The sequence below is a fragment of the Kurthia senegalensis genome, assembly GCF_000285595.1.
Classification (GTDB): domain Bacteria; phylum Bacillota; class Bacilli; order Bacillales_A; family Planococcaceae; genus Kurthia; species Kurthia senegalensis.
The window spans coordinates 280,719-296,619 of sequence record NZ_HE611066.1; the positions used below are offsets into that span (position 1 = coordinate 280,719).

Here is a 15,901-nt window from a genome sequence, read left to right on the forward strand (position 1 = left end):
ATAGGAATATGAACATTGGTCAAGTTTTAGCAAGTCGCGCTAATTTACAAGGGGAAAAGATAGGATTTATTCATAATGATGTACAGTTGTCATTCAGAGAAATGAATGATCGAGCAAATAGTTTTGCGGATTACTTATTACAGCAAGGAATAAAAGAAGGCGATAAGATTGGACTACTTTGTAAAAATAATGAACATGCAGTTGCTGCCTTTTTTGGGGCATCAAAGATTGGTGTCATAACCGTAATGTTAAATTATCGACTTCAAATACCTGAATTAAACTACATTATAAATCATAGTGATATGGTGCTTTTAATTCATGATACGGTTTTCGTAGATGTAGCTAAACAATTGTCGATTAAAGCACTTCACACGCAACAATTACAAATAATTTATAAAGAAGTAGCAAGAGAGCCTATTTATGTAACGAAAAATCACGAACCGATTTTAATGATGTACACTTCGGGAACTACTGGAAAACCGAAAGGGGCGCTACTTTCTCATATTAATTTACAAGCCGCTTCAATTGGTTTAAGTCATACTATTGATTGGTGGGAACAAGATCGTTTTCTAATGGTCGCACCATTTTTCCATATTGGAGGATTTGCGCCGCTAATAACGAATATACATGTCGGGGCAACGATGATTTTTATGGAAGATTTTCATCCAGTAGAAGCATGGAAAGCCATTCAAGTTCATCAAATTACGACAATGATGACTGTCCCAGCGATGTTGGCATTTATGTTAAAGACATATCCTGCAGTGAAGACCGATATTTCGAGCATTCGTAATATTTCTTGTGGAGCATCTGCCGTACCAGCTCCATTAATTTTAGGATTTAGACAGTTAGGTATACCGATTCAACAAGTATATGGTATAACGGAATTTACCGGTGGCGTATCTTTTTGGAAAGAATCGCAACATAAAGAAAAATTCACTTCGATGGGGAAACCCGTTATGCAAGCAACGATTCGAGTTGTCGATATTGACACGAAGGAATCTGTTGCACCTGGTGTAGTAGGTGAGATTGTTTTATCGGGACCGCAAGTGTTTGTTGGATATTATAAGAACGAAGAAAGCTATCAACAAGCCGTTGTAAATGAAGAACTTTATACAGGAGATGTCGGTTATTTTGATAGCGATGGTTTTTTATATGTCGTCGATCGATTAAAAGATATGATTATTAGCGGAGGAGAAAACATTTATTCTGCTGAATTAGAAGCCGTTTTAGGCGAACATCCAGCTGTTGCGGAAATTGCTGTTGTTGGTGTGCCGAATGAGCAATGGGGCGAGATTCCAAGGGGGTACGTTGTTATGAAAGAAGGGCAATTAGTGACAGAGCAAGAACTAATTGCGTTTAATAAAGAGCGATTAGCTAGTTATAAGTGTGTGAAAGAAATTGTATTTTTAGAACAGCTACCTAGAAATGCTATAGGAAAAATTTTAAAAACACATTTAGTAAAAGCCGATTCAATATAATGAAAAAGGTGATAGAGTTTACTCTATCACCTTTTATATGCGTTGTTTTAAATGACTGACGTAGTAATGTGCAAGTTTTTTTACAGCTTCAATCTTGGTTTCTATATTGCGATGAGGAATTTTCTTATAAGAAATGATTAATCCATTTAAAGTGGAAAATAGTAATTGGGCTTCAATTTTAGCATGTGTACTAGAAATTTTAGGCTCTAATAAAGTCAAAAATTGATTCACCTCATCTAAAATAGGCAAATCATTTTCTGCTTGATCGCGATCTAGTGAAAAGTATGCCATGATTTCAAAAAGAACTTCTGTCGTAAGCATATGTTCTAAATACGCATCAACAATATCTTCTAATGTATCGTTTGATTGAAGCTTTTCAAGTAGCTCATGACTTGCTGTCTGCATCGTAGCGTAATACAGTTCTTCTTGAGTAGGGAAATATTTATAAATTAAAGCGGGAGAAACGTTAGCTTCTTTAGCAATTTGTCGCATCGTTACATTTTTAAATGAGTTTTTACTAAATAAAAGTAAAGATTGCTGTAATATATGTTGTTTTGTGCGCTCACCTTTTGTTGTCATTTTTATCCTCCAAAAACTTCCGTAATTATATATATTAAGTATAAATGAAAAGTGATGCAATTGATAATTAGTTGAAAATAATTACGCGTTTCCATAAAAAAAGCCCGCTTCCAGTTGGATACGGGCTAATATTTTTATTCTTCCTCAGCAAATGGTATAAAGAGGCGTTGTTGATTTGAATCACTTGGAACTAAAAGTAATTCATGTTCTTTATGAGGCAATTCAGTCAGTTCTTTTATCATTGTTTCAATTTCAAGATTTTTTTGATTTTCCATAACATTTTCTAAGATAGCTTTAATTTTTTTATCTTTTGAGTCGATTTCTTTTTGTATTTTGACTACATCACTTTTTTGTTTAAGAACAACAGCTGTTTTTACTCCAACTTCTGCAATCAAATATTTAGGGTTATTAAAAAAGTTTGTTTCTTTTAAATTTTTTACCGCTTTCTTGTGTTTTTCATTTTTTGTTAAAAGACTTTCCGCATTTTCATTGATTTTATCCAAAAAAACATCTTGAATTCTATTTTCGATATTATAATAGAAACTATTTTCGTAGTTCATTTTTAATTGTTTCGTTAAGCTTGAAATAATATTCATTTGATCAGTCATTTTTAAACGAATACTAATTTCGATGAGTTCTGCAAGTAATGAGAGTTTGTTCGCTTCGAAAGCAATCGTAATTGTAAAATCAATATCATCGATTTTTTCTTCTTCGATTTTAACTTTTTTCGTGAGATTAAAGTCTTTTTTCATTCTTTGTAGACGATATATATATTCTTCATGCACTTCATCAACAGATTTTTTATAATTTCTAATTGCATTTAAGTCAACTACATCTATGTACTCACGACTAGAAATCTCAGATAACCCTTTTTTTGTAGCCATTAGTATACCGATGTTTTTATCATGATGAAGAGAAATGAGTTCTTCAAGGCGGTTGTTAATCATTTCGATTTGAGAATCGATTTTTTTTAGATAATATGTTCCGGAAATCGCTGCCATCGCTTGCATTCCTGCAGAAAGAACCATAGCAGGATTTACGGATAGTGTTAAATCGATTTGAGAAAATCCAGCTTGTTCTTTTATTTTTCCGTTTACATCGCGAACTATAGTTGAGAATGTACCGTTTTTAAATTTCGCCAAAAATTCTGGGCTATGTGTTGAAGTAAACAAACCATTCGGTGCTTTTTTTGCAATTTCAGCTAAAGTCATTGCCTGATTAGACACTTGTAAAAATGATTGTGATATAGCACCACCAACTAAAGATAGATCAGGTACGAATACTTCTTTGAATTTTTTATTTTGCTCCAATTGATTGTTTGGAATTTTCTCTAATGAAATTTGTTCGTCGAAATGATTGGATAGAATTATTTTTTGAGTGGATTTTACAGGTATATGTTCATTATTAAATGGCATAAATACTTCCCCTTTATATGTTTAAATTGGATATGTAAACGATTTAAATGCTACAATTAAATTATAACGTAGACGAATAGTAATAGGGGATTTTTCCTATTTTTATTTTTAATAAAATTTTATCAAAATAATAACAATTAGTGATAGTGTATAGTTTTATGTAAGATAAAGGGCATTTTATAAACTATATTTTGAAAGTCTTAATTGGACATAATAAAAAGCAACCCGATAGAAATGAAGGTTACGTGATTTGAAATAAAAAAGTTCGATTACGGATAGCGTCATTATTCATCGTTGTTTGCTCTCTATCAAAACAACATATGAAGAACTTAGAACCTTAAGTTATTGTAATTAAAATGAGGAGAATTATTATGCGAGAGAAAAAAGTTCGAGGAATTAAACAGAAGTTTAACAAGATGATTGAGCGTATTGAAGAACATACATTAGCGTTCCCAACAGAATTTTATAATGGTTATTGGCATTTGCACCTACCAGTTGCTCAAGATGTTATAGATTCCGACAAAACACCAATAAAAATCAAACGATGCTGCATTCAAATACTATTGGATAGAGCTGAACATCTAATTAGTTTGAAACCAAATGACAATGAAAATTATCGAATAGTAGTTGCAGTTAATTTACCTCATTTATCGGATTCACAAATAATCATATTTAAAGGGGACGCCCATTTTAAAGATTTCTTTAACAGAAACGACGAATATCAAAAATGGCTTCATTTATCAGAGGATAGAAATATTCAAACTGAATGGGAATTATCTATTCCTAATGATTTGCAAGTATCAGGTTTTAAAGAAGTGATTACTGATGAAGATGGAGACCGCTATGAAAGTGAAATTTGGTTTATCGGGGAACTAAAATAAATCAAAAAGTATAAATTTTATAAGCGAAATAGGAATGGTGCCTTTTTTTGTGATTCATGTGAAGAAAAAATTTATTCATAAGCTAGAAATAGTCTATTTGCAAAATTTTAAGCTGAAACATGCATCAAAAACCCCGACAAATCAATGTTTGTCGGGGCTTTTGATTGTAGCTATTTAAAACTTTTACCGATCGCTTTTTTGCCATTTTCATCTAAGTAAACGACTAAATCGCCATGTTTTGAATTGGCTGTGTCAGAGAACGTTACAACATAAACTTTTTTTCCATCATAAGATGCATCTAATTCACTTTCAGGGACATCTTTTACACTTATTTCTTCTACAGTCGAATTGGCAGGTGAAATAGTTAAAGACTGTTCTTTTTCATCTAAAGAATTATACGCCACCATATGTTTAGATGTAGTAGAAGTCGTGGCGTCATCTGATGAAGAACAACCGTAAACACTTACTAATAATGTGCATATCCCGATATACATACCGATTTTTTTCATTGTTAAACCCCATTTGTCATTTTAATAAATATGCATGAATAGTATAAATATAACATCGTTTTATTGTTTTTGGGATAAAAAATCATTTTTTTATTTAAATGGAAATTAACTTCAAAAAAAGACACGTCCAACGTTGGACGTACCTTTTTATTCCAATTGTTCAATTCGTTCAATAAAAGGTTTTCCGTCGATGCTTCCTTTTTGGTAAAGTTCTTCAGCTGTTGCAAAGTATTGTGTATAGCTATCGGAAGAACGCGTTAATAAAAAACTTTTTTCTTCATCGACTCTACTAATCCACCATTCGTCACCTTTGTAGTCGAAACTTAATTCTTGTCCTTCATCAATCGCTTCTTGAACCGCTTCCCACGTTTCTTGATCCATTTTATGTACCTCTTTTCGTTCGTTTAGTAAGCAATCCCGATTGAAGCATATTCATATTGCGCATCGCTTAATGCTTTCACGATAAAGTGTGCGACATCGGCACGTGAAATCGAGCGTGATTTTTCTGGAACCGTTTCTTTTGATTCTCTGTACGTTCCTGTGAACGCATCATTCGTTAAACTCATCGGTCTCGCAATCGTGAAATTCAATTCATTTGCTTGAATATAATCAACGGCATTGCGGTGATCGATGAGCGCATTTTTAAGCAGCATCATAACGATTTTCCCGCTCATTCCGGGAATTTCTTTATGAATTCCGGCAGAAGCGACGTAAACAATGCGTTTCATATGATGCGTTTGCATGCCATCTACAATATTTTTCGTCATCTCTGCAAGTTCCGTTGATTTTTTCATACCTTGACTTGAACCTAAGCATGACACGACAGCATCATGACCTGCGATTGCGGCAGCGACTTCTTCTTTATTAAAAGCATCGCCTTGAACGATTTGCAACGACGCATTTGTTGTTTTCATTTTAGAAGGGGTACGTACAAATGCCGTGACCTCGATTCCTTTTGCTAATGCTTGCGTGACAACTTGTTGACCTACACCACCCGTTGCACCAAATACAATAATTTTCATACAATTGTTCTCCTTTTATACGGGATTATCCGTAACGTTTGTAGGGTTAGTTTAGCACATCGGCTTTTCTCATTACGAGAAAGAAGGAGGGGACGGCGGTCGTTTACTTATAAATGTAAGCAGCGAATCGTTCAACCGGGGAAGCTTTTTATTTTTAGAAAATCAAACAAGCCCCGCACTCCGTAAACTAGAGTGAGAGGCTTGTTGCTTTTATTTTTAAAATATTACATCATTGAACTGAATGAGACTACCGTATGTAATGAATAAAATAAGAAGGAGATGGAAACATGATAGAAAAGGTTAAAACGGAAATCATACTCGATGTTAATGAAGGTACAGTAGAAGATTTAAATGATTTGATGGAAGAAATCAAAGCGTATACGAAAGAATACGAACATGATCAAGTGACTGTAGTAGCCTTCACAGAAACGACAAATACGATGAACGAACGAAAATATGAAATCGTTTTAGAAACAAAAAGAGATACTGAAAATCTTGGTAGATTTTATGAAAGTGAAGAAGAAAAATTATTCGGTTTTTATGAGGATGATGAATAGTTCGTTTTCAACCGTTCATTTTTCTTCCGAATATATGTGCTAATCCAAGAAAAAAGAGACTGGGACAAAACACGGCATTTTTCTTTTTTAGCGTTCGCAACGAAAAACCGGAACCGCGCCACAGCACGATTCCGGTTTTTCTTATGCTCATATGAGAGATGATTTCTACACGTATGTCCCAGCCTCTTTTAATTATCATTCAAAGTCTTCAAAACCGTTAATGTCAAAATTAGATAAATCTAATTTTAAATTTTGCAGTTGTTTTACTAGAACGTCAAATTTTAAAACGTCGTGCTTTCTTTTACTTTCAGGAATTGCTTCAGGATCAAAAATTTTCATACCTGCCTCTATCCATTTCTTTCTATACAACTGAAAAGCAACTTCTAAAAATTCTTCGGGTATAGTGATAAAACCGTGAACGACGTCATGATCTTCACTAAATCCAAATTCAAACCCACAACAAGGGCATATTTCAAATGTGTTTAAATATTCGCCATCTACAAATAGAGGTTCTTCCAATCCTTCAAATCCGCAAACTGCACATGCATGTAATGTTTTCATTTTATGTAGTGTACTCCTTTATGAAAATGTATAGTATTTCGTCTTTATATCTTACTCACTCTGATTCTAGTATAGTTTATTTTATGGAACAGTAGCAGTCCAATTCAATAAATTGTAGTATGTGTTATAAATTATGTAAATGAATTTAATTTTATGTGTGTGATTTATCGATAGCGTTCTTCTGTTTCGTATTGAATTTCAGTTTGAAATCGTGGCTTTTTGGAGTTATGAATTACAGTGGTCATTGGATGTGCTATCGTAAAAGTGAACGGGTTAAAGAAACAATTAATCCAGCAGCTTCATTAAAATAATAAAAAGGTACAGGTGCATATTTCATGTTTATGATGATCGAGGATGCGAAATTATGAACACGGATGTGACATTGCATGAACAACTCGTTGACTCTTTGAAAGAAGAGGAAATTCAAGTGAAAGCGTAATGCACTAAAGCAATGCTGTTATTTATTAATGATTTATAGGTGATTTGCAAATTCCCAAATCGGCGCTATATGTATGATTAGTAAATGGAGGGCTATTTCAACCAAGAAATCTTTACGAGAAGACAGTGTTCAAAACAAATGTATTTCCAAGTAAAAGAGTTGACTTGGATACAGGGAAGCTCCCTGCTATTTTTGGTAGAGTTCATCACTTTTATTCAGAAGATATAGAAGTTGATTTTGTGATAGATACGAATACAGACAGAATTTCTTCGCCTTCATACGACTAATTCAGGAAACCTCTTTTGAAAAATTTATACAAGTAAATACAAATAAACGTCCCTCATGCGAATTTTTCTAGTTCAAGAAAGTACGCAAGAAAAAGTGGAAATGTATTATACTTAGCGTATAAATAAAAAAATGGTATTAATTGTCTGAAAATAAGTCAGATGATTGTTATGTTGAGAATGAAAAGCAGCCTAATTAGTATAGCGATGACGTAAAGGGGGATGTTTAAAATGCCTATCGGTTTGAAAGATATGATCGTAATGGTTTTTCTATGTGTTTTCGTATGGGTATTTACGCAATTTATAAGAAATTATACGATTTTTGAGACTATCGGGATGATTGTTTTTGTTATAATTGTATATTTATTAGCATCATTCATACAAAAAAGAAAGTAATATTAACCCTACTTCATAATTTGAAAATTTGGTAAAATTAAACTATCAGAAATATAATATTGATAGTAGAGGGGTTCTTATTTTTGAAAATCATGGCATTGTTCGTACTAGGTATTTTATTAACTTTATTTTTAGTCGTTGTATTTGAGGACGTCGGTATAGTATTGCTAGCTGGATTCGGTCTTGGTGGATTGTTTGCAATCATTTATCAATTAGAATGTATTAAAAAATGAAAAAAGAGTCATCAAAATGATGGCTCTTTTTTATTTATGTCGTTAAGGTTGAGAGAACGTAAAAAATTGTTGTTATATGTTAAAATGGTAATATTATGCTATTTTGAAGTATTCAATATTATTTATTGAAAATAAGCTATTTCGTTCGTTGAATCGGTTTTTATAACAAACTATACGATGAGTCAGTAATTGAAATCAGAAGAAAATGTATTGGAACAGATTTAAAAAAGGGGCGATGTAATAGATGATAGGTATGGGTGACGATTATCTTCTATATTTATATGAGCATAAAAGTGAAGAGGAATATAAAGTTATATCTCGAGAGATATATGGAGGGGAAGACGAATACGAATATTCTTTTTTTGTAGAAGATATAGCATTGGAAGAAATACAGAAATACATAGGGAAATTCGAGACGGATCTTTCTGATTGGACAGAAGACATGTTTCATGAAAGTACGAAAAAAGAGTAGACTGGAATAGAGTGATGAGTTTTCCGGATGACTTAGTCTCGTACAAAGATCAGTACTACCTATTAAAAATTCTTGCAGCGGATGAACAGAGTGATTACAAAGAAATCAATACGACATTAGATTATTTAAAACCTACCGTATTGTTGGAAAAATCTATGCCGTCTTTTATCCAATGCATTGAAAAATATAGAGAACTCGTCAATGCAATGCCAACAGACCCAATCGCTTTTGAGCCAAGTAAAGATGCCAACTTGTACACTAAAGAAGAATTACATGCGCAATTTGATAAACTCGATTATTTTATTGAAATGATGAAAACAGGAAAATATTCGATTATCTCGTTTGCAATATAAAATAGGTGAGTTTGCTTGAATCGTAAGTGAAAAATGTATTGGAATGGATTTTAAACAGAAAGCGGCTGTTTCCATTTTTTACGTTAAGTCACGTAAGAATGGTATTGTGAAAATACAAATAAGGAATGATAAAATGTTTGAATATATTTTTGATGGTGAAGCTGAATTTGATGATTTTTCGTTAGAAAAATTAAATAAGGTTGAAAAGGATTTAGGTGTAAAATTACCAGATTCTTATATAGAATTGATGAAATTACATAATGGTGGAGATTTAGCTTATCGTATTCTTCATTCAGGCAGAGTTCCTGATGGCGAAGTTGAAATTGAGAATATTCGAGGCATTGATTTAGAAGATGGAATCATTGAATCAATTGAGCTTGTCGAAGAATGGGAATTAGATAAAGGATTCGTCATTTTTTCTGGTGATGGGAATTATTGGCTAGCTTTTGATTACCGTAATGATGTCGGAAATGAACCAGCTGTTGTATACATAGAAGAAGATGCAGAGAATAAACCAAAACAAGTAGCGAAAACATTTGAATTGTTTTTAAAGAAATTAAAAGAGCCTGAAGAAGTCGATTTTGAAGATGAAGATGAAGATGAAGATCTGTATACAAAAGAAGAATTCGAAAAAAATGTTTCTAAAGGAAAATCATTTATTAAAATAGCTGATGGATTTTATCAGTTTGCGAGAGAAGAATGTGATATGGAATGGTATATTACATTAGCTTTGAAAGGAATAAAACTGAAAAAATTTGAGAGATTGGCTGTTTCAATCGGTAAATCTACTTTAGTTAAAATGGATAACGTACCTTCAGAAAAGTGGCCTATAAATTTATTGCTTGAATTATCTGAAGTGATGATTAATTATAAAGGTTATGAAGATGACTTTGATTATTTGGTTGTTAAATATGGTAAAAAGATTAGAAAGAAATTATAGATGAAAAAGGGGTTTTTACATGGAGAAATTATGTGCGTGTTCGAGCTTACGTGAAATAAAAATCGAGGGCGATTACGGGGCAGATGCGTTGTGGTGCGATGTGTGCGGATACAATCTCGATTTAGCAGAAATCCAGATTTCACCGAGTTTGAAAGAAGCGTTCTATGACTGGGCGCATGCATACGGTGAGTGGGTGGACTGGGATACAGAAACGCCGAAAAGTAATGCGCATGAAGACGTCGCTCGGCACAATGAGACGGGGCAGATGCTTATGAAGGCATTACAAAAAGAGTTGCCGGATTACGAGATTTTCTTTAAGCGAGCTGCCGTACAGCCTATTTGATTTCTATCTAATTATTAAAAAAATCGCTGAATGTGCGTGACCACATTTAGCGATTTTTTTAATAGTTATATTCGTCTTTCAAAATCGAATAGTACGCACTATCCGCGAGTGTACCACGAATCATTTCACTTTTGCGTAGCGTACCTTCTCTTGTCATACCTAATCGAAGCAGCACGTTACCAGACATCGGATTTTTCACGTCATGTGCTGCGTGGACACGTTCCAATTGTAAAATCGTAAATGCCATATGCAGGACAGCTTTTCCCGCTTCTGTCATATAGCCATTACCCCAAAAATGTCGATTGAGTGTGAAACCTAAATCGCCGCTTTTATTCCAACTATCTATACGAAATTCGATGGCACCAATCATCTTGCCTGTTTCTTTTACAACGAGTGCGTATTTACCGAGTGGCTCTTTCATGAAATAATTGCCAATCATTTTTTCCGCTTGCTGTAACTCGGTATGTGGCTCATAAAGAAAGCGTGTCGTTTCCTCATCTGACGTATACTCAAATACATCTGCTGCATCTTTCATTTTGACCGGTCTTAAAAAAAGTCGTTCGGTTTCCAAACATTCGTGCTTTGCTAGTAAAAACTCATAATTGCTCATTCATGCCCTCTAACTTTCTTTTCATATTTTGTACGCATAGTGTACCATAAAATGGATTATTTATCCTTTTTGAAAAAATCATATTAAACGATTAAAAGTAGTGTAGAATTGTATAGATAAAAGAAGTGAACCTTGATGGGGAAATCACGCTCATACCGAGTAAAGAAAAGAAAAAATTGATTCTTTTACAACACATTGTGACACGTTTTGAAGTCGGGAAGGCTTATACAGAAAAAGAAGTGAATACGATATTGAAAACGGTTCATGCGGATTTCGTTTCATTACGCCGACACCTCATTGAATACGGTTTTATGGAGCGCAATAAAGATGGTTCAGTTTATACTTTGAAAGCGTAGAAAAGGAGAACTTTGATGGAAATTAGAAAGTTAAATTCAGAAGAAACACCGCCCTATGCGCTATTGTTATTAGCCGATCCATCAAAAGAAATGATTGCATCGTATATTGACCGAGGTGACTGCTTTATAGCGGAAAAAGGCAAGCACATCATCGGTGTTTACGTATTGCTTCCGACAAAAGCGGAAACGATCGAACTTATGAACGTAGCCGTTGCAGAGCAGCAACAAGGAAGCGGTATCGGGAAGCGTTTAGTAACGGATGCGATACGAGTAGCAAAAGAGAAAGGCTACAAAACAATCGAAGTCTGTACCGGCAATTCGAGTATTGGGCAGTTGGCACTTTACCAAAAATGTGGATTCAGAATAACGCGTGTCGACCGAGATTACTTTACGAAACATTATGTGGAAGTCATTGTCGAAAATGGTATTGTATGTCGAGATAGGATTCGTCTTTCTCAAGATTTATAGAGGGAGAATAGACAAAAAGAGGCTGGGACATACGTGTAAAAATCACCTCTCATATGAGCATAAGAAAAACCGGAATCGCGCTGTGGCGCGGTTCCGGTTTTTCGTTGCGAACGCTAAAAAAGGAAAATGACGTGTTTTGTCCCAGTCTCTTTTTTAATTTTTGCGTATGTGATTGTTTGAAATCGGCAGTTCAATCGTGAATGACGTGCCTTCGTTTTCTTTACTTTGAATTGAAATATGGCCGTCATGCAGTTGCACGATGGAGTCGACAATGGATAGCCCTAAACCCGTGCCAGCAACCGTACTCGTACGAGCGGAGTCCACACGATAAAAGTTGTCAAAAATTTTGTCGATTTCGTGGCTGTTTAGCCCGATGCCGGTATCTTTAAACGTAATCGTGAGCATGGAATCTTCATGTTCGGCTGTAATTTCGATATGCCCATTTTCTTTATTGTATTTGATTGCATTGCTTAATAAATTGTCCCAAACCGTATTTAAAAGAGAGGGGTCCCCGTCGATCGCTACATCGGATAATGCCAATTCGAGGGTAATCCCTTTTTCGGCGATTTGCCATTGATAGCTACGAATGAGTTGCTTGAGTTGTTCTCCGACATGGACGCTTTTTACATCCATGAATGTCTCATCGCGATCTAATCGTGCGAGTAGGAGAAGCTGCTTCGTCAATGAGGTTAATCGATTAATTTCACTATTAATAATCGCAATGTAGTTTTTTCGTTCTTCTAAAGGAAGCGACGTATTTTCTAAAAGGTTCGTATAGCCTTTTATGTTAGAAAGCGGGGACTGGATGTCATGCGAAATGTTGGAAATAAATTCTTTTCGCGTTTCTTCCACCCGTTGGAGTTGGTGTGCCATGCGTAAAAAACTGTCAGAAAGCTCACCAATTTCGTCTTTTCCCTTCGTTTCCAATTCGACATCGAAGTTTCCGCGTGCTAGGCGTTTCGTAGCGGCTGTAAGTTTCGAAATCGGTTTCACTAAATAGTTCGTACTAATGATGACCATCACAATGCTTAATAAAATCATGAGAACAAGTAACCAACCGAATAAGATGTGCATTTCATTGAACATGAGTTTAATGTCAGGTCGGATAAAGAGCGCATACTTTTGTCCTTTATGCGTCAAGGGAATACCGATTGAGTTGTCTAATTCATTCGCAAAAAAGCCCGTCACGAACGTTTTATTCGGGAAATTTCGAATGCCATGGAACGTTTCGCCTGCAAGTACTTGTTGTTTCACAGCGTCAGGCAATTTTTTCTCACGAAAGGGGGCACCGAAAAATTGTTCGTTGCCCGCTTCATCGACAATTAATAATTGGTAACCGATAGAAGACAGATTGTGTAAATAATCATCTAAGTTCATATTCGGGTGCTTTTCTGTAAACTGTGCCATCTCCAGCGCAATTTTCGTGATTTTCGCATCATTTTCAGGCTTTAATTTTTGTTGATAATACATATTCGATAAGACGAAGCTGCAAATACTACTAAAAATCATAATGCTAATCGTAATGAAAATAAACTTCACATAAAGGGACTTCATATAGTATTCGCCTCCAACGAATAACCAATCCCGCGTACTGTTTTAATTTGAAAATCGTCCGTCAATTTAGAAAATCGTTCGCGGATTCTTTTCACATGCACATCAACGGTGCGTTCATCTCCTAAGTAATCAAGGCCCCAAATTTGTTCAATTAAGCTACTTCGCGAAAAAACTTGTTTCGGATGAGAAGCTAAAAAGTACAAAAGTTCAAATTCTTTCAATGGTAATAAAATTGTCCGATTATCTACTTGAATTTCATAACTTTCTTTGTTAATTGTGACATGTCCTATGCGCACGATTGTATGGTCAACGTGTTGATCGAAACGGCGCAGCATCGCTTGAATTCGGAATAATAACTCTTTCGGCTCGAATGGTTTTACTAAATAATCATCCGTTCCAGACTGGAAGCCGCGTTCTTTATCTTCAATTTGCCCTTTGGACGTTAATAAAATAATTGGGATGTCCCATTTTTCTCGAATGATTTTCGTTAATTCAAAGCCATCCATGAAAGGCATCATCACGTCGACTACAGCGAGATCACATGTTTCTTTTGAAAGAATGTCTAACGCTTCCAAACCATCTTTCGCTTGAACCGTTTCATACCCGGCTTCTTTTAAGTGAATGGCGATTAAATTTAAAATGTGAAGATCGTCGTCAACAATTACTATTTTTGTCATGCTATACCCACCTTATTTTGTGTACATGTCGTCTTTTGTCGGTAAAATGACACCATCTTGCATTTTTATGACGTGATCGACGAAAGGCAACACTTCTTCATCATGTGTAACAATTAGTGTAGAAAAATGTAGTGTTTTCGTCAAGTTGTGAAGCAGTGTGATAATTTGCTTTGACTTTTTAGAATCTAAACTAGCAGTCGGCTCATCTGCAAATAATATTTTCGGTTTATGAATGAGCGCACGAGCAATGGCAACACGTTGCTTCTCACCGCCAGAGAGCGTACTTGGATAAGCATCTTTTCGGTGATCCATCTCGACGAGTTGTAATAGTTTTTGTACGTTTGCTGCTCTTTCTTTCTTGCTTTGCTTCACTTCAGCTACATCGAGCATTAAGAGAAGTTGCTCTTCAACCGTTAAAAAAGGAACGAGATGCGCAAATTGAAAGACGAAGCCAAATTGTGTTGCCCGAACATCGCGTACTTTATTTGCAGACAGTGTACTTAAATTGCGGCCGTCGAATAAAATATTCCCGCTCGTAGCAGTTTGTAAGCCTGCTGCAATCGTAAGGAGCGTACTTTTTCCGGAACCTGATGCACCGATTAAAGCGGTTAATTCACCTTCTTGGAGAGAAAGATGTACACCTTTTAAAATTTCCTCTTCGACTTCACCGTTTGAAAATGTTTTGCGAATGTCGTTTACTGAAAATACTGTCATGTTACATATCTCCTTTTTGAATCGCTTGTAGCGGATCGATTTTTTTAATTTGAAGCCCAGAAAGGGTTGCGCCGATAAAGCCGACGATGAAAAATACGATGCTCAATTGTGTCATTACGTTAATTGGCAAGTGGTACGGCATGCCATCGGGTGCGAGTAGACTAAATAATTGGCTACCGAGTGCGGACAGTAGAAGGGCAATTGCTGTAATAACGAACATTTGTGTCCAAATCATCGCAAATAATGACGTCATTTTTATTCCAATTGCTTTTAAAATGCCGTACAATCCGATTTTTTGCACGTTCATCATATAGAAGAAAATCGCGAATAACAGACCACTAATAAGTATTAAAAACCAAATAATCATCGTTAAAGACAGTTGTTCGGCACTGTAGCTTGGAATGGCTTTTAAAAATGCTTTATTCGAAAAAGTTTGTAAGTCTTTATTTGCAATTGTTGTATCGCCAGGGATGAAGAGCATTTGCATTTCTTTTTGTCCGTACATCTGTGTGTAATCTTGTGTATTGACGAAGGCGACAGGGCTATGGCTAAATTTTTTCTTTTCGACGAACCCTTTTACTGTTAACGAACGATTCAGTTGATCATTCGTAAGTTGGTCGCCGATTTTAACCCCTTTTTCTTTAAATGAATTGTCTACGATGATTTCCCCTTGTCGTACTTTTGGGAAGAGCGGTGAATCAGAAGTTGTTACGAATGCGGCGCTTAGTTGTTTCTCTTCTGCGTTATGCAAAAAGCCCATTTGAATAGAGAGTGCTGTAGCATCCGCATGATTTTTTAAGACATCTTTTTGTATAGATGGGTCAATTTTTGACAAATTATACGTTTCTTCTGCATCCGCACTTAAATAAAAATGGCCCTCTGGTAAATCTTTAATGAGGGATGCGTTGTCTTGAGAAAGTCCATTGGCGAGTCCGGATATACTAAGTGTTAGGAAGCTAACGAGAAAGATGATGGATCCTAAAATCATAAAGCGCATTTTATTTTTTTCATTTCTTTTATTGCGAGTTTCATAAGTGATTCCTCCAAATCATTTTGATTG

The 15,901-nt window shown here is 35.2% G+C and carries 22 protein-coding genes; 11 read left to right on the forward strand and 11 right to left on the reverse strand.

Features of this window, described 5'->3' with window-relative positions; translation table 11 throughout:
- Window positions 1-8 precede the first annotated feature (8 nt).
- Window positions 9-1,478: a class I adenylate-forming enzyme family protein gene (locus KSHG_RS08820; protein WP_010304691.1), complete on the forward strand. Its 1,470-nt coding sequence runs from the start codon at window positions 9-11 to the stop codon at window positions 1,476-1,478.
- Between the two features lie 33 nt (window positions 1,479-1,511).
- Here the strand turns inward: KSHG_RS08820 and KSHG_RS17510 are convergent, their stop codons facing one another.
- Together KSHG_RS17510 and KSHG_RS08830 are read right to left on the reverse strand one after the other, a co-directional pair.
- Entirely contained in the window at window positions 1,512-2,057 is a 546-nt protein-coding gene (locus KSHG_RS17510) for a TetR/AcrR family transcriptional regulator (RefSeq protein WP_010304693.1), read from the reverse strand.
- A gap of 134 nt (window positions 2,058-2,191) precedes the next feature.
- A complete protein-coding gene (locus KSHG_RS08830) occupies window positions 2,192-3,472 on the reverse strand; it encodes a hypothetical protein (RefSeq protein WP_010304695.1) in 1,281 nt (426 codons plus the stop codon).
- 371 nt (window positions 3,473-3,843) lie between these two features.
- On the opposite strand from KSHG_RS08830, the gene KSHG_RS08835 reads away from it, so the two are divergent.
- A complete protein-coding gene (locus KSHG_RS08835) occupies window positions 3,844-4,353 on the forward strand; it encodes a DUF3916 domain-containing protein (protein WP_010304697.1) in 510 nt (169 codons plus the stop codon).
- 170 nt (window positions 4,354-4,523) lie between these two features.
- Here KSHG_RS08835 and KSHG_RS08840 read toward each other — a convergent pair whose 3' ends face one another.
- The 3 genes from KSHG_RS08840 to KSHG_RS08850 all read right to left on the reverse strand — a co-directional run bounded on the left by KSHG_RS08840 (window position 4,524) and on the right by KSHG_RS08850 (window position 5,884).
- Entirely contained in the window at window positions 4,524-4,862 is a 339-nt protein-coding gene (locus KSHG_RS08840) for a hypothetical protein (RefSeq protein ID WP_010304700.1), read from the reverse strand.
- Between the two features lie 147 nt (window positions 4,863-5,009).
- Window positions 5,010-5,243, reverse strand: a complete 234-nt coding sequence (locus tag KSHG_RS08845) for a hypothetical protein (protein ID WP_010304701.1) — start codon at window positions 5,241-5,243, stop codon at window positions 5,010-5,012.
- A 23-nt stretch (window positions 5,244-5,266) separates the two neighbouring features.
- Window positions 5,267-5,884 (reverse strand): NAD(P)-dependent oxidoreductase, encoded by a 618-nt coding sequence (locus tag KSHG_RS08850; protein WP_010304703.1) that lies wholly within the window; start codon window positions 5,882-5,884, stop codon window positions 5,267-5,269.
- A 287-nt stretch (window positions 5,885-6,171) separates the two neighbouring features.
- Between KSHG_RS08850 and KSHG_RS08855 the strand changes: the two genes are divergently transcribed.
- Entirely contained in the window at window positions 6,172-6,441 is a 270-nt protein-coding gene (locus KSHG_RS08855) for a hypothetical protein (RefSeq protein ID WP_010304705.1), read from the forward strand.
- Window positions 6,442-6,636: 195 nt separating this feature from the next.
- Here KSHG_RS08855 and KSHG_RS08865 read toward each other — a convergent pair whose 3' ends face one another.
- Window positions 6,637-7,002: a hypothetical protein gene (locus KSHG_RS08865; protein ID WP_010304706.1), complete on the reverse strand. Its 366-nt coding sequence runs from the start codon at window positions 7,000-7,002 to the stop codon at window positions 6,637-6,639.
- A 328-nt stretch (window positions 7,003-7,330) separates the two neighbouring features.
- On the opposite strand from KSHG_RS08865, the gene KSHG_RS19325 reads away from it, so the two are divergent.
- The 6 genes from KSHG_RS19325 (at window position 7,331) to KSHG_RS08895 (ending at window position 10,462) form a co-directional block, all read left to right on the forward strand.
- Window positions 7,331-7,441, forward strand: coding sequence for a DUF3885 domain-containing protein (locus tag KSHG_RS19325; protein WP_369008782.1), 111 nt, complete (start codon window positions 7,331-7,333; stop codon window positions 7,439-7,441).
- Window positions 7,442-8,204: 763 nt separating this feature from the next.
- Window positions 8,205-8,354 carry a hypothetical protein gene (locus KSHG_RS18330; protein WP_154646892.1) on the forward strand — a complete coding sequence of 50 codons (150 nt, stop codon included), beginning with the start codon at window positions 8,205-8,207 and terminating at the stop codon, window positions 8,352-8,354.
- A 244-nt stretch (window positions 8,355-8,598) separates the two neighbouring features.
- Complete coding sequence (locus tag KSHG_RS08880) at window positions 8,599-8,826, forward strand: hypothetical protein (protein WP_010304707.1); 228 nt, start codon at window positions 8,599-8,601, stop codon at window positions 8,824-8,826.
- Between the two features lie 14 nt (window positions 8,827-8,840).
- Window positions 8,841-9,179, forward strand: a complete 339-nt coding sequence (locus KSHG_RS08885; RefSeq protein WP_042231623.1) for a hypothetical protein — start codon at window positions 8,841-8,843, stop codon at window positions 9,177-9,179.
- Between the two features lie 43 nt (window positions 9,180-9,222).
- A complete protein-coding gene (locus tag KSHG_RS08890) occupies window positions 9,223-10,119 on the forward strand; it encodes an SMI1/KNR4 family protein (protein WP_083844865.1) in 897 nt (298 codons plus the stop codon).
- Between the two features lie 19 nt (window positions 10,120-10,138).
- The gene (locus KSHG_RS08895) at window positions 10,139-10,462 is read left to right on the forward strand and encodes a hypothetical protein (RefSeq protein ID WP_010304710.1); all 324 of its coding nucleotides are present in this window, start codon (window positions 10,139-10,141) and stop codon (window positions 10,460-10,462) included.
- Window positions 10,463-10,520: 58 nt separating this feature from the next.
- On the opposite strand, the gene KSHG_RS08900 is transcribed toward KSHG_RS08895, so the two are convergent.
- Complete coding sequence (locus tag KSHG_RS08900) at window positions 10,521-11,072, reverse strand: GNAT family N-acetyltransferase (RefSeq protein ID WP_010304712.1); 552 nt, start codon at window positions 11,070-11,072, stop codon at window positions 10,521-10,523.
- Between the two features lie 125 nt (window positions 11,073-11,197).
- On the opposite strand from KSHG_RS08900, the gene KSHG_RS08905 reads away from it, so the two are divergent.
- Window positions 11,198-11,428 carry a DUF2087 domain-containing protein gene (locus KSHG_RS08905; protein WP_235728358.1) on the forward strand — a complete coding sequence of 77 codons (231 nt, stop codon included), beginning with the start codon at window positions 11,198-11,200 and terminating at the stop codon, window positions 11,426-11,428.
- A gap of 15 nt (window positions 11,429-11,443) precedes the next feature.
- The gene (locus KSHG_RS08910; RefSeq protein WP_010304718.1) at window positions 11,444-11,896 is read left to right on the forward strand and encodes a GNAT family N-acetyltransferase; all 453 of its coding nucleotides are present in this window, start codon (window positions 11,444-11,446) and stop codon (window positions 11,894-11,896) included.
- A 153-nt stretch (window positions 11,897-12,049) separates the two neighbouring features.
- On the opposite strand, the gene KSHG_RS08915 is transcribed toward KSHG_RS08910, so the two are convergent.
- The 4 genes from KSHG_RS08915 to KSHG_RS08930 are packed head-to-tail and all read right to left on the reverse strand — an operon-like array spanning window position 12,050 to window position 15,838.
- A complete protein-coding gene (locus KSHG_RS08915) occupies window positions 12,050-13,450 on the reverse strand; it encodes a sensor histidine kinase (RefSeq protein ID WP_010304721.1) in 1,401 nt (466 codons plus the stop codon).
- A complete protein-coding gene (locus KSHG_RS08920) occupies window positions 13,447-14,127 on the reverse strand; it encodes a response regulator transcription factor (protein ID WP_010304724.1) in 681 nt (226 codons plus the stop codon). Before KSHG_RS08920 ends, KSHG_RS08915 begins: the two co-directional genes overlap by 4 nt.
- Window positions 14,128-14,139: 12 nt before the next feature.
- On the reverse strand, window positions 14,140-14,841 hold the full coding sequence (locus KSHG_RS08925; RefSeq protein ID WP_010304727.1) for an ABC transporter ATP-binding protein: 702 nt from the start codon (window positions 14,839-14,841) through the stop codon (window positions 14,140-14,142).
- 1 nt (window position 14,842) lies between these two features.
- A complete protein-coding gene (locus tag KSHG_RS08930) occupies window positions 14,843-15,838 on the reverse strand; it encodes an ABC transporter permease (RefSeq protein ID WP_010304730.1) in 996 nt (331 codons plus the stop codon).
- Window positions 15,839-15,901 lie beyond the last annotated feature (63 nt).

Bases quoted from the DNA above. Each gene is read 5' to 3' on its own strand.
- KSHG_RS08820 (WP_010304691.1), top strand. From the start codon at position 9: ATGAACATTGGTCAAGTTTTAGCAAGTCGCGCTAATTTACAAGGGGAA.
- KSHG_RS17510 (WP_010304693.1), bottom strand. From the start codon at position 2,057: ATGACAACAAAAGGTGAGCGCACAAAACAACATATATTACAGCAATCT.
- KSHG_RS08830 (WP_010304695.1), bottom strand. From the start codon at position 3,472: ATGCCATTTAATAATGAACATATACCTGTAAAATCCACTCAAAAAATA.
- KSHG_RS08835 (WP_010304697.1), top strand. From the start codon at position 3,844: ATGCGAGAGAAAAAAGTTCGAGGAATTAAACAGAAGTTTAACAAGATG.
- KSHG_RS08840 (WP_010304700.1), bottom strand. From the start codon at position 4,862: ATGAAAAAAATCGGTATGTATATCGGGATATGCACATTATTAGTAAGT.
- KSHG_RS08845 (WP_010304701.1), bottom strand. From the start codon at position 5,243: ATGGATCAAGAAACGTGGGAAGCGGTTCAAGAAGCGATTGATGAAGGA.
- KSHG_RS08850 (WP_010304703.1), bottom strand. From the start codon at position 5,884: ATGAAAATTATTGTATTTGGTGCAACGGGTGGTGTAGGTCAACAAGTT.
- KSHG_RS08855 (WP_010304705.1), top strand. From the start codon at position 6,172: ATGATAGAAAAGGTTAAAACGGAAATCATACTCGATGTTAATGAAGGT.
- KSHG_RS08865 (WP_010304706.1), bottom strand. From the start codon at position 7,002: ATGAAAACATTACATGCATGTGCAGTTTGCGGATTTGAAGGATTGGAA.
- KSHG_RS08880 (WP_010304707.1), top strand. From the start codon at position 8,599: ATGATAGGTATGGGTGACGATTATCTTCTATATTTATATGAGCATAAA.
- KSHG_RS08885 (WP_042231623.1), top strand. From the start codon at position 8,841: ATGAGTTTTCCGGATGACTTAGTCTCGTACAAAGATCAGTACTACCTA.
- KSHG_RS08890 (WP_083844865.1), top strand. From the start codon at position 9,223: ATGGATTTTAAACAGAAAGCGGCTGTTTCCATTTTTTACGTTAAGTCA.
- KSHG_RS08895 (WP_010304710.1), top strand. From the start codon at position 10,139: ATGGAGAAATTATGTGCGTGTTCGAGCTTACGTGAAATAAAAATCGAG.
- KSHG_RS08900 (WP_010304712.1), bottom strand. From the start codon at position 11,072: ATGAGCAATTATGAGTTTTTACTAGCAAAGCACGAATGTTTGGAAACC.
- KSHG_RS08910 (WP_010304718.1), top strand. From the start codon at position 11,444: ATGGAAATTAGAAAGTTAAATTCAGAAGAAACACCGCCCTATGCGCTA.
- KSHG_RS08915 (WP_010304721.1), bottom strand. From the start codon at position 13,450: ATGAAGTCCCTTTATGTGAAGTTTATTTTCATTACGATTAGCATTATG.
- KSHG_RS08920 (WP_010304724.1), bottom strand. From the start codon at position 14,127: ATGACAAAAATAGTAATTGTTGACGACGATCTTCACATTTTAAATTTA.
- KSHG_RS08925 (WP_010304727.1), bottom strand. From the start codon at position 14,841: ATGACAGTATTTTCAGTAAACGACATTCGCAAAACATTTTCAAACGGT.
- KSHG_RS08930 (WP_010304730.1), bottom strand. From the start codon at position 15,838: ATGCGCTTTATGATTTTAGGATCCATCATCTTTCTCGTTAGCTTCCTA.